This is a genomic window from Lentimicrobium sp. L6 (assembly GCF_013166655.1).
Classification (GTDB): Bacteria; Bacteroidota; Bacteroidia; order Bacteroidales; family UBA12170; genus UBA12170.
The window spans coordinates 125,669-138,381 of record NZ_JABKCA010000001.1; the positions used below are offsets into that span (position 1 = coordinate 125,669).

8 protein-coding genes and 1 tRNA gene are annotated in these 12,713 nt (G+C 35.9%); 8 read left to right on the forward strand and 1 reads right to left on the reverse strand.

The window, feature by feature from the left end; all coding sequences use genetic code 11:
• Positions 1-3 precede the first annotated feature (3 nt).
• The 3 genes from HNS38_RS00555 (at position 4) to HNS38_RS00565 (ending at position 4,223) form a co-directional block, all read left to right on the forward strand.
• On the forward strand, positions 4-405 hold the full coding sequence (locus HNS38_RS00555; RefSeq protein WP_172280874.1) for a response regulator: 402 nt from the start codon (positions 4-6) through the stop codon (positions 403-405).
• Positions 406-488: 83 nt separating this feature from the next.
• Positions 489-1,121: an outer membrane beta-barrel protein gene (locus HNS38_RS00560; RefSeq protein ID WP_172280875.1), complete on the forward strand. Its 633-nt coding sequence runs from the start codon at positions 489-491 to the stop codon at positions 1,119-1,121.
• A gap of 6 nt (positions 1,122-1,127) precedes the next feature.
• Positions 1,128-4,223: a lamin tail domain-containing protein gene (locus HNS38_RS00565; protein ID WP_172280877.1), complete on the forward strand. Its 3,096-nt coding sequence runs from the start codon at positions 1,128-1,130 to the stop codon at positions 4,221-4,223.
• A 75-nt stretch (positions 4,224-4,298) separates the two neighbouring features.
• Here the strand turns inward: HNS38_RS00565 and HNS38_RS00570 are convergent, their stop codons facing one another.
• Positions 4,299-5,846 carry a DUF4301 family protein gene (locus HNS38_RS00570; RefSeq protein WP_172345820.1) on the reverse strand — a complete coding sequence of 516 codons (1,548 nt, stop codon included), beginning with the start codon at positions 5,844-5,846 and terminating at the stop codon, positions 4,299-4,301.
• Between the two features lie 100 nt (positions 5,847-5,946).
• On the opposite strand from HNS38_RS00570, the gene HNS38_RS00575 reads away from it, so the two are divergent.
• The 5 genes from HNS38_RS00575 to carB all read left to right on the forward strand — a co-directional run bounded on the left by HNS38_RS00575 (position 5,947) and on the right by carB (position 12,522).
• Positions 5,947-6,030: transfer RNA gene (locus tag HNS38_RS00575), tRNA-Leu, on the forward strand.
• A gap of 245 nt (positions 6,031-6,275) precedes the next feature.
• A complete protein-coding gene (locus HNS38_RS00580) occupies positions 6,276-7,316 on the forward strand; it encodes a DUF3089 domain-containing protein (protein WP_172345821.1) in 1,041 nt (346 codons plus the stop codon).
• Positions 7,317-7,703: 387 nt separating this feature from the next.
• Positions 7,704-8,174 carry an arginine repressor gene (locus HNS38_RS00585; RefSeq protein ID WP_172280883.1) on the forward strand — a complete coding sequence of 157 codons (471 nt, stop codon included), beginning with the start codon at positions 7,704-7,706 and terminating at the stop codon, positions 8,172-8,174.
• Positions 8,175-8,213: 39 nt separating this feature from the next.
• Entirely contained in the window at positions 8,214-9,302 is a 1,089-nt protein-coding gene (gene carA / locus HNS38_RS00590; protein WP_172280885.1) for a glutamine-hydrolyzing carbamoyl-phosphate synthase small subunit, read from the forward strand.
• Positions 9,292-12,522 (forward strand): carbamoyl-phosphate synthase (glutamine-hydrolyzing) large subunit, encoded by a 3,231-nt coding sequence (carB, locus tag HNS38_RS00595; RefSeq protein WP_172280887.1) that lies wholly within the window; start codon positions 9,292-9,294, stop codon positions 12,520-12,522. Before carA ends, carB begins: the two co-directional genes overlap by 11 nt.
• The last annotated feature ends 191 nt before the right edge of the window (positions 12,523-12,713 follow it).

The window sequence follows — 12,713 nt, forward strand, 5'->3', positions numbered from 1 at the left end:
AAAATGAATGAATCTTATAATGTGAATGAATACCAGTGGGAAGGTAAAACTGTTTTAATTGCTGAAGATATAACCAGTAACTATAACTTTTTGCGACTATTATTAAAGCGTTCAAAAATTGAAATCATTTGGGTTGAAAATGGACAGGATGCTTTAACTGAAGTCCAAAATAATGATAACATAGATTTGTTGTTATTAGATATTAACTTGCCTATTATGAATGGTTATGAAGCAGCCGAAGCCATCAAGAAAATTAGACCAGAGCTTCCAATTATTGCCCAAACAGCTTATGCTTTAGAGGGTGATAGGGAAAAAGCGCTATTAGCTGGTTGCGATGACTATATACCCAAACCTATTGTTATCTCCACTCTGCTAAGAAAGATGAATGGCTATTTGAATCAATAAGATGGCTGTATTAGTTTTTTAAAGTTTCAATTTAGCCTTATTCGTTTGGCACTTAATTGTAATGACCTGAATAATATGATCCTATGATAAAAAAAATACTTTTTTCATTACTTGTTTTATCAACTTTTGTTTTCTTTTCACAGCAAGTCAAAGCTCAGGAATTTGGAGGCGGATTATTGGGCGGCCTTGTGGGAAGTCAAGTAGCAGGAGATCCAAGCTCTGGTTATCACAAACTTGGAATTTATGGCGGATTATTTGTAAATAGACAGTTTACCCTAAAGTCTGGAGCTCAACTAGAAATGTATTATATTCAAAAGGGAGCTCGAGAAAATCCTACTGATGAAAATGGTAATTTTCAATACCTAATGCGAGTGAGTTATTTGGAAATCCCTGTTTTATATAATTTTACTTTGAATAAAACATTGATTTTAACTGGAGGAATTGCTTATAGCTATTTGATAGGAACACCATATGAGGAGGCTAATTTTAGTACTAGCGTGCCTGATACTGAGTTTTATCAGCATAGTGCAACTTTTATATTGGGAATTGAATATAAAATTAATAATCAGTTATCAGCTTCCTTCAGAACCAATAATAGTATTACACCAATACGTCCTCATGCTTCTGGTGCTACTCGTTTTGCAAATCAAGGACAATATTCTGATGCACTTACAATTGGTTTGACTTATAATTTTTTCAATCAGAAATTAAACTAACTCCTTATGATTTCAAATTTACGAATTTTAATTTCGCTTCTATTAAGTCTGTCATTTTTAGGTGTAAAGGCTCAGGATTTGGTTATAAATGAGGTCTTAGCCTCTAATATAAATGGGATCACTGATAGCTATGGAGAGCAGAGTGATTGGATAGAAATCTATAATAATAGTTCTACCACCATTAATTTGAATTCTTATTCATTGTCGGATAAGAATGATAATCCACAAAAATGGAAATTCCCCAATGTTAACATATCTTCTCATGGCTACTTATTGGTTTTTGCCTCGGAAAATGCTACAATTGGTAATGAATTGCATTGTAATTTTAAAATATCCCAAGAAGGTGAATATATTAGTTTGTATAAGCCATCAGGTGTTTTAGTGGATAGGATAGATTCTGTTGAACTAAGAGCTGATGTCTCATATGGTCATAAGCTAGACGCATCGGGAAATATGAAGTTTTTTGGACTTCCAACTCCTCAAACATCAAATACATCAACTGCCTATAATGGTTTTGTAAGTGACCCAATTGTGAGTCATGAATCAGGATTTTATACTGATGATATTAATGTTTCAATCGTACACGGCGGCTCTCAGGTATTTCTTCGATACACTCTCGATGGTTCTGTTCCAACGCCAAGTAGTCCTGTATATAATTCAGAAATTCAATTTTCAGATGCCACAAGCAAGCCAAATGGGATTTCATTGATAAAAACGAATCCAAGTTTCGACTATCCTAAACCTGGCTTTACTGAAAGCAGAGCGAATAATAGGGGATATTTAAATCCTTATTCCAATATCAATAAAACAAATGTATTAAAAGTTAAAGCTTTTAAAGATGGATACCTTCCAAGTGAAACATTAAGTTCTACGTTTTTTATATATTCTGAAGCTGAGGAAAAGTATAGTTTGCCTGTTATTTCCTTAACCACTGATGCCCCCAATTTTTTCGATGATGAAATGGGAATATATGTATATGGAACAACAGGGGAATTGGGGAATTATTACGAAAGTGGACGCGAATGGGAGCGTCCTACCTTGGTACAATATTTTGAGAATGATGGTACTTTAGGATTTGAACAATATTTAGGAGCTAGAATCCATGGGGGAGGTGGAAGGCACTCCACAGTGAAGAACCTTAGAATGTATGCCCGAAGCGAATATGGCAAAGATGAAATGAAATATAAGTTCTTTGATAATAGCAACATTAATAAGTTCAAACGTTTTATGATAAGAGGACCAGGCCACAGACCTGATTGTACGCCTCGCGATGATTTTGCAGACCTTTTACTGCAGAATTATAATATGGATGTTCAGCATGTTCAGCATGTTATTCTTTTCGTTAATGGGGAGTATTGGGGCATACACTCTATTAAAGAACGTTTCGACCAAAAGTACTTATCCTTAAAGTATGGAAAGAAAGATGACGACTATGTCATTTTGAGGGATAGTGGTAAGTTGGATTCTGGTGAAGAAGGTGATGAAGCACATTATGATAACCTGCTCGACTTTGTTGAAAGTAACAATATGGAGGAGGACGAGAATTACGAGTATGTTCAAACCCAAATTGATATTGATAATTATTTAAGTTACTTCTCATCAGAGGTGTATATGGGTAATGTGGATTGGGTGATCACAAATATAAAATTTTGGAGATATAAGGGTTTCGATAAAAGCACTAAATCAATAAATGGTTTAGATGGGCGTTGGAGATGGTTTATGTTTGATTTTGATTTGGTGTTTGGTGGGTCCTGTGACGATATATCTTCAAATGTAAACGTATTGGATGATGCTTTTGATCAAGAACATGGTAAAGCAACCATTTTAGCTCGCGGACTTAAAGAGAATGATCAGTTTGTGATTGATCTTGTAAATAGAACTTGTGATCACATGAATTCTAATTTTAATCAATCTAATTTTAGAGAAAAGTTAGAGGAGATTGATCAATCAATGACTCCTGAAATGCTAGAACATGTGAGCCGATGGAGATACCCTTCTATAGCTACCACATTAAATGTTAGACAAAATGAAATTCCTACGCTTACTCAATGGACAAATGTTTTAGATGATTTATATAATTTCCCAAAAGATAGAAAGCGTAAAATAATTGACCATTATACGGAAGAGTTTAACCTTGAGGATACCATTCATATTGCATTAAATGTAAATGATAAAAATATGGGAAATATTAAAATAAATTCTCTATTTGTTTCTGAGGCTTTAGATGGGGTATCAGAGAGTGTTTACCCATGGCATGGTACTTATTTCGAAGATATTCCTTTCCAATTGGTCGCAATGCCTAAATTGGGATATCGCTTTGTGGAGTGGCAGGAAACAGGAGATACGGATGCTTCTTTGATGGTGGATTTAGATGAAGGTGCAGTGTTTACAGCTCTTTTTGAAGAAGACCCTGATTTTGTTTTTGAGGATGCTATATTTATTAATGAGTTTATGGCAGTAAATAAATCCACTATTACTGATGAATATAATGCCAATGCCGATTGGATTGAAATCTATAACCCAAATGATAAACAAGTGGATTTAGCCAATTTTTATATTTCTGATGATGCTGATGATGCCTTTAAATATCAATTCCCCTTTGGAACAGTATCTACCATAATTGAAGCATATGGCTACAAGCTGATTTGGTGTGATGATAGAACTGAACGAGGTCCTTTACACACCAATTTCAAACTAAGTTCATCAGGGGATGATATTTTATTAATGGCACCAGATTCTTCATTAATTGATAATATAACATTTGGTGCACAAGGGGAAGATATCGCTTATGGTAGAGAAATGGATGGAGATGAAACATGGATATATTTCCAAAAACCTTTTGGTCCAACACCAAACGCCACCAATAATGCCGCAGCTATTGATGAATTGAACCAAGTGCTGCTGAAATTATATCCTAATCCTGTAAAAAGTGGGAATAGAGTATATTTCCAACATCAAGTAAATATACAGTTGCACAATAATCTCGGACAACTATTATTGCTGAAAGATAATGTTACTTACCTTGATACTGATGGACTTGAATCTGGAGTGTATATTATTTCTTCGGAAAATTTTGGTCGTACAAAATTGCTTGTTAATTAAGTATTTAGACAATACTGCCTCATATTAATGCCTTGAAGATTAACAATCTCCAAGGCATTTTTTATTTTCAAGATTCTATTGATGTTGATCCCTCAATAAATCGTTTACCGTTTTTACGGGATTAAAGGTAAGGATAGGAACTTCCATAAAAATGGTAATCCAATTGGCCATAGCACCATTCCATAAACCAGGTAGTTCTTGAGCTTTTAGGTCTTTACCATTTTTCGATTTTAATGAGATAAATCCCGTTTTTTCATCAATAAACTCAGTTAAGTCAAATTTATCACCTCTAAAATCTTTAATACCACAAACCAAGTCAACAGGGTTAAAGTGGGTCGCCCTTTTCGCAATGTCTGCTTGGTCTTTTTGAGTAAAATCAATTTGCGAGGATTCTACTATTTGAAGACTTTTCTTTCCTTCTTCATCTAGTGTCACAAAAGGACCACCGCCAGGTTCACCTTCATTTTTCACCATGCCACAAACTCTAATTGGGCGATTGAATTGCTCGAACAACCAATCCATTTGCTCCATGATATCCATGGCTTTCATATAGTTGGGGACTTCAATAAAGAGCTCTGTGGCCATAAACTCGTACATCTCATTCAACTCTTCTTGGCTAAGGTTTCCATCTTCTAAATCACACAAATAGTCGAAAACTTTCTCCTGCAGACTCCTCAAATAACTACCTATGAGTTTTTTATACTTAAAAGTAGTCGACTTTAATCTATCTGGAACAATATTGTCTATATTCTTCACATAAACGATGTCGGCATCAATTTCATTTAGGTTCTCTATTAATGCTCCATGTCCACCTGGACGAAATAAGATACTATCGTCCTCTTCTCTGAATGGCTCGTTTTCTGGTGTAACAGAAATGGTATCCGTAGATGGTTTTTGTTGCGAGAATTTAATATCAAATTGAACATCATAATCTTGTTCGTATTTATCTTTAACCTGGGCTATGGTTTTTTCGAATTTTGTTTGATGTTCAGGCGAAACTGTAAAATGCAAAGCGGCAATTCCATCTTTGTTCTTTCCATAAACAGCAGCTTCTACCAAGTGTTCTTCAATGGCAAAACGATTGGCATCGTCATAATGATGAAACTTCAAAAGGCCTTTGGGTAATGCTGCATATCCTAATCCTTTATCTTGGAGGAGGTATTCTAAAATAACTCCGTAGTTTTCTTTTTCAATTTCTTCTTCAAGATTTAATCTATTTTGAGTTAGAACAGTTTTTAAGTCCTCATAAAAAGCAAATTCTTGTATATGTTCAAAGAAATAAAACACAGAATTGAATCCTTTATCTTTTTCAAATAAAGCTTTTCCTTCTTCATTAATCTGGTATTTCTCCGCAAATTCGAATAAATGCTTAAACATTCGGCTTGCGGCACCCGAAGCAGGAACGAACTTGATCACTTGGTTTCCATCAAAGTTGGACTCAAATTCATCTAAATATTTCTTTTCTTCTTCTTCGTTTAGAGCTTTAAGGCCATATTCTTTAGTTGCTGCAGCGGAAAGTTGCATAAAAGGGAAGCCAGACTTGAACTTATTGATTTGTTCGATAACTTTTTCTTGGCTGATTCCCTTGTTTTTAAACTGGTTTAGGTCTTTTTCGGTGAACATAGGTTGTATATTGAAAATTGTTTATTCAAATTTAAGAATATTTTGATGATTATGACGCTAGATCATAAAAATTTAATATTTTTGCAGCCCTCATTAGATTGCCCAGGTGGTGAAATTGGTAGACACGCCAGCTTGAGGGGCTGGTGCTCGCAAGGGCGTGTAAGTTCGAATCTTATTCTGGGCACATCATTTTAAAAAAGCTTCAACATTAGTTGAGGCTTTTTTTGTGTGATAAAGACCCAGCTTAATTCAATTCAAGTACTCTGAGCATGATAGGCATTGGTATGCTCCATTTAAAATGCCTAAGTATTCATCATGATGCAAGATTTATGTCTCAAATAAAGAGAATCAAATCTAAATTTATGCTGGATTTTACAAAAAGTTTTTTTTATCTTCGAATAGACAATTATTAACCTTAATAAATTAAATATGAAACCAGTAAAAAGTATTAGCATTTTGAAAATTTCCTTACCTTTTATCGTCTTGATATTTTTATTTTCATGCAAAAAAGAGGATACCACTCCAGTCGAAACTGTGGTAGCTACAGATTATTCAAAATCTGCTCACTGGTTATCTATACCATCAACACTTAAACCGGTCGACATTTTTTACTATTACCCTACCTCATGGAAGAAGAATAATGAAAGCGACCCTATTATTTGTGAAATCGACAATCCCAGCATGCTTATAGGCGCTCCATCTGCGTTTGGCAGACAGGCTACTGCATTTGAAACAGCAGGTAATGTTTACGCTCCATTTTATAGGCAGGATGATGCTGCAACAACTGTACTTTTGCCCTCTGAAGAACAGGCTAAAATAGTAGGAGGTATCCCCACCATGGATGCCATTGCAGCTTTCGACTATTACATCAAACACTTTAACAATGGGCGACCTTATATTTTGGTCGGGCATTCGCAAGGAGCCATCGTGCTTAGTAATCTTTTATCAAGTTATATGAAAGAAAATCCAATAGCATACGAGAATATGATTGCCGCCTATGTGATTGGCTGGCCCATTACTGCGGACTATATTGCCCAAAACCCACATTTGAAATATGCTGAAGGACCCGATGATACGGGAGTGATCATTTCGTATAACACACAGTCACCTAATATGAGCAGTGTCAATCCCTTATTGGATGGGAAGATAGGTATTGTGATAAACCCTATCACGTGGACAAGAGACGAAACTCTTGCTACTGTTGAAGAAGGGCTCGGTTCGTATATGCCTGATGCGAATCTGGTTCTTGGATATGTTCCTCAATTCGCTGATGCGCGTGTAAATATTGCAAAAGGTGTTTTGGAGTGCTCTACTGCTGATGATAATGATTTGGTTACTTATTTAGTTTCCATGAATGGATTTCCCGAAGGGGTTTATCATTCATTTGACATCCCATTCTATTACTATAACCTCAGACAAAATGCGGAAAATCGGGCAAGTATATTCTTAAGTAACAAGGTTTTGTTGTAATAATCTCAGGGATCTTTTTACATTTGTTCAAAATCAAATTCATCGCAGCTTTTTGGAAGGCATATATAGCTATGTATTGTAATAAGGCAATTAAATGAATGAGTTATAATTCATGAAAATTTTCTCCTTCCTTTGCTTTGGGTCAAATTAATTGTTCAAGCACGGCTAATTCCTAAATTGATGTACAACAGCTTGTGTAATATAAGTGCAGGAAATCTATATTATTTGTTTAGCTCATTTTCGTATTTTCAGAACAAAAAAAACCAACAAATTCACACCTTCTATTACACTATTAACAGAAAATCATCATATTGTTAATAAATTTATCTTTGATTTTATAAATAACTGAATATTTTTGCAAAATTAAAATGTATAAATATTCAATTTATGTCGACCAAATCAGAAAGACTTCTAACCATTAGGAAGATTATCAATACCAATAAGATACATCGCCAAGAGGAATTGTTATCCTTGTTGGTTAATAGAGGACATGATACCACTCAAGCCACTCTTTCTCGCGATTTAAGAGAATTAAAGGTAGGGAAGATTCATGATGCACATTATGGCAGTATTTATTTTATTCCAGAAGAAGTGAAACTTAGTGATGATGAATCAAGACCTTCATTACATGGAATTATTTCTTTTGAAATTTCAGGACAAATGGCTGTTTTAAAGACACAGCCAGGTTTTGCCAATAGTGTTGCTGTTAAAATTGATGAGAAAGCTTACGCCATATTTCTAGGGACTATTGCCGGAAATGATACAATACTAATGATGATAAAAGAAGGGGTGGAAAAACAGAAAGTCTTGGATGATCTGGGTCCAGATTTCCCTGAATTATTAGAAATTTTAATTTAATTGCGCTCCCCGTCATTTTTGTCGGGGATTTTTTTTGCTATGATGAGAAAACAAAATATAAAATTAGTTCTTGAGGATGGTCAAGAATTTAAAGGTTACCAGTTTGGATATTCCAAATCTACTGCTGGAGAGTTGGTGTTTAATACTGCCATGACAGGTTATCCTGAAAGTTTAAGCGATCCCTCGTATAGAGGGCAAATACTAGTGGCTACTTTTCCTTTAATAGGAAATTATGGAGTGCCAATATCGGATAGGAAAAACGAGATGCTAGCGTTTTATGAGTCCAACGAGATTCATATCCAAGCCTTGGTGATTTCCCAGTATTCCGAGGATTTTAGCCACTGGAATGCCAACAAAAGTTTACACGATTGGATGGTAGAAAATGAAATTCCTGGGATTTATGGAGTAGATACTCGAAAAATTACTCAAATCATTAGAGATAATGGAAGTATGAAAGCAAAAATACTGATTGATGAAGAGGATGTAGATTTTGTGGAAACCGAAAAGATTCATTGGGTGGATCAGGTTAGTATTAAAGAAAAGAAAGTTTATGGCGATGGGGATTTGAAGATACTACTGTTAGACTGTGGGGTGAAAAATAATATAATCAGGCGATTGATAGAAAATGGTGCTACAGTGATTCGGGTTCCTTGGGATTATCCTTTTCTTAATGAAGACTTTGATGGTTTATTTATTTCAAACGGCCCTGGAGACCCCACTCAATGTGCCATTACCATCGAGCACCTTAGAGCTGCTATGGAATTGGAAAAACCCATATTCGGGATTTGTTTAGGACATCAGCTTTTGGCGTTGGCTGGAGGCGCAACAACTTATAAGCTAAAGTTTGGGCACCGTAGTCATAATCAACCCGTTTTATATCAACCTACTCAAAAGGCTTATATCACTTCGCAAAATCATGGTTATGCTGTTGATGAAACCAGTTTAGGCAAAGAATGGGAACCTACATTTAAGAATCTTAATGATGATACTAATGAAGGGTTGCGTCATGTATTCAAGCCCATTTTTAGTACTCAGTTTCATCCTGAAGCTAGTGGTGGTCCTACCGATACCGACTTTTTATTCGATGATTTTATAGAAATGGTTAAAATGAAGAAATATGCAAAATAAACCAAAGAAAGTATTATTGCTCGGTTCAGGAGCATTAAAAATAGGGGAAGCTGGAGAGTTTGACTATAGTGGTTCTCAGGCATTGAAGGCATTAAAAGAGGAATCTGTTTATACCATTTTAATAAACCCCAATATTGCTACCGTTCAAACTACTGAAAATTTAGCCAATAAGGTTTATCTTCTGCCAGTAACTACTCATTTTGTAGAGCGAATCATAAAAAAAGAAAGACCTGATGCTATCTTGCTTTCTTTTGGTGGTCAGACTGCATTAAATTGTGGAATAGAACTGCAAGAACAAGGCATACTCGAAAAATATAGGGTTCAGGTTTTGGGCACTCCAGTTTCTGCCATCCAAATAACTGAAGATAGACAACTCTTTGCCGATTTGCTTCGTTCCATTGATGTGGATACTCCAAAAAGCATTTCTGCAACAACTATGGAGGAGGCTTTTGAGGCAGCTAAAACAGTAGGGTTTCCAATCATTGTGAGGGCTGCTTTTACTTTGGGTGGACAAGGAAGTGGATTTTGTAAAAATGAGAAAGAATTAAAAGAATTGGCACAAACGGCTTTCTCCTTTTCCGATCAGATTTTAATTGAGGAATCTTTAAAAGGTTGGAAAGAAGTAGAATACGAAGTGGTTAGAGATAGATTCGATAATTGTATTACGGTTTGTAATATGGAAAACTTCGATCCTTTAGGGATTCATACAGGAGAAAGTATTGTGGTAGCTCCATCACAGACGCTCAGTAATTCTGAATATCATTTACTTCGTGAGGTTTCTATTAAAATTATTCGAAAAGTAGGGGTAGTTGGGGAGTGTAATGTTCAGTTTGCTTTGGACCCTCATTCTGAAGAATACCGAGTGATTGAAGTGAATGCTCGTTTGTCTCGTTCTTCTGCTTTGGCAAGTAAAGCTACAGGATATCCATTGGCTTTTGTAGCTGCTAAATTAGGATTGGGTTATGGTTTGCATCAGATTAAAAACTCAATTACTAAAACGACTACTGCTTTTTTTGAACCAGCATTAGACTATGTGATTTGTAAACTCCCTCGCTGGGACTTGGCTAAGTTTACAGGGGTCAGTCGGGATTTAGGCTCCTCTATGAAAAGTGTGGGCGAGGTGATGGCCATTGGTAGAAGTTTTGAGGAGGCTATCCAAAAAGGCTTGAGGATGATAGGAATGGGCATGCATGGTTTCACAGGAAATCATACCCGTCTTGATGGTGATTTGAAGGACAAGTTGAACAAGCCCACCGATTTGAGAATTTTTTATGTGGCTGAGGCATTATTGCAGGGAATGAGTGTGCAGGAAATTCATCAATTAACGGGCATCGATAAATGGTTTTTAGCTCATCTAAATAATATCATTCAGAAAGAAAAACAATTGGCTACTTTGTGTTCTCTGAATGAAATGACTTATGAAGAAATGAAACAGGCCAAGCAATTGGGTTTCTCTGATTTTCAATTGGCAAGAATAGTTATGAAGTCAAGTAATGAAACCATTGACGATGATTTGTTAAAAGTAAGAGCTTATAGAAAGAGTTTAGGTGTTACGCCTTTTGTAAAGCAAATAGATACACTAGCGGCTGAATTTCCAGCCCAAACCAATTATTTATATCTCACTTATCATGGCGATTTTCATGATATAGAATTTGAAAACGATGATAAATCGGTTGTTGTTTTAGGTTCTGGAGCCTATAGGATTGGAAGCAGTGTAGAATTTGATTGGGCGGGTGTAAATACCGTGGAGAGTTTAAAAAAGAATGGATATAGAGGCGTCATTATCAACTTTAATCCAGAAACGGTAAGTACGGATTATGATATTTCTGATCGCTTATTCTTTGAGGAGCTCAGTTTAGAAAGAGTTTTGGATATTGTAGATTTAGAGAATCCCCATGGAGTTATTGTGTCCGTTGGTGGGCAGATTCCCAATACTTTGGCTCCTCGTCTGGCACAACAGGAGGTTCCTATCCTTGGAACGTCACCTGAAAGTATCGATAGGGCAGAAGACCGTTTTAAATTCTCTGGTATGCTCGATAAGCTAGAGATAGACCAGCCGCGATGGAAAGAATTAGCAGGTATGGATGAAATCTCTGAATTCGCTAATGAAGTTGGTTTTCCTGTTCTTATTCGTCCTTCTTATGTTTTGTCGGGTGCAGCAATGAATGTGGTTTCTAATCATGAAGAACTCCATCATTATTTAAAAGTAGCTGCAAATGTGTCGAAGAAACACCCAGTGGTGGTCTCTGAATTTATGACCAATAGTAAAGAAATAGAATTTGATGCTGTGGCCCAAAATGGAGATGTGAAATTATATGCCATCTCTGAGCATGTTGAGTTTGCTGGAGTGCATTCAGGTGATGCTACTTTGGTTTTTCCTCCTCAAAAAGTATATTTTGAAACCATCAGAAGAATTAAAAAAGTATCTCGCCAGATTGCCAAAGAGCTCAATATCTCTGGCCCATTCAATATTCAATTCTTGGCACGAGATAATTTTATTAAAGTAATAGAATGTAATTTACGTGCCTCGAGGAGCTTTCCATTTGTAAGTAAAGTGTTAAATGAGAATTTCATTGATTTAGCCACAAGAGTAATGATTGGTCAAGAAGTAGAGAAGCCTGAAAAGTCAATTTTTGATATCGACCACATCGGGATAAAAGCTTCTCAGTTTTCGTTTTCTCGTTTAACTCATGCCGACCCTATTTTGGGAGTAGATATGTCCTCAACTGGTGAAGTGGGTTGTATTGGGGATAATTATTATGAGGCAGTTCTAAAAGCTATGTTATCTGTGGGATATCATGTTCCTAAGAAAGGAGTTTTGATATCCTCTGGTGATGCTCGAAGTAAAGTGGAGCTTCTACAGTCTAGCAAAATGATGGAGAAAAGAGGCTTGAAGTTATATGCTACTCCCGGAACCCATGATTACTTAAAATCCAATGGAGTTGCTTCGGAAAAGGTGTTTTGGCCAGATGATAGTCGTAGTCCAAATGCTCTTAATCTATTACAAGAAAAGCTAGTTGATTTGGTTGTAAATATCCCCAAGGATTTAAGCTCTGAAGAACTTAATAATGACTATACCATTAGGAGGAATGCGGTGGATAGAAATATTCCAATAGTAACCAATGCCCGTTTGGCTTCTGCTTTTATTGTTTCTTTTTGTTCCATAGAAATTGAAGATTTGGCCATGAAGAGCATGGGGGAATATGAAATAGTGAGGTAGTCCTTTTAGAATGTTTGGTTCCATTGAAAACCATCTTTACCCTAATCCAATGGGGAGTTGGTTTTCGGTGGTGATAAGCTAGGAAACATTTTTTTTTCGCTCTTTTTTAGGGTTTTGGGCAAATTAAAAGTATTCAAGCTATCGTGCTTTTGAGTTTTTGATAGTTTTCTTTCATTAAAATACTCCATCAT

Excerpts from the sequence above, each read along its gene's own strand:
- HNS38_RS00570 (WP_172345820.1), bottom strand. The coding sequence starts at position 5,846 with ATGTTCACCGAAAAAGACCTAAACCAGTTTAAAAACAAGGGAATCAGC.
- HNS38_RS00565 (WP_172280877.1), top strand. The coding sequence starts at position 1,128 with ATGATTTCAAATTTACGAATTTTAATTTCGCTTCTATTAAGTCTGTCA.
- HNS38_RS00580 (WP_172345821.1), top strand. The coding sequence starts at position 6,276 with ATGAAACCAGTAAAAAGTATTAGCATTTTGAAAATTTCCTTACCTTTT.
- HNS38_RS00585 (WP_172280883.1), top strand. The coding sequence starts at position 7,704 with ATGTCGACCAAATCAGAAAGACTTCTAACCATTAGGAAGATTATCAAT.
- carB (WP_172280887.1), top strand. The coding sequence starts at position 9,292 with ATGCAAAATAAACCAAAGAAAGTATTATTGCTCGGTTCAGGAGCATTA.
- carA (WP_172280885.1), top strand. The coding sequence starts at position 8,214 with ATGATGAGAAAACAAAATATAAAATTAGTTCTTGAGGATGGTCAAGAA.
- HNS38_RS00560 (WP_172280875.1), top strand. The coding sequence starts at position 489 with ATGATAAAAAAAATACTTTTTTCATTACTTGTTTTATCAACTTTTGTT.
- HNS38_RS00555 (WP_172280874.1), top strand. The coding sequence starts at position 4 with ATGAATGAATCTTATAATGTGAATGAATACCAGTGGGAAGGTAAAACT.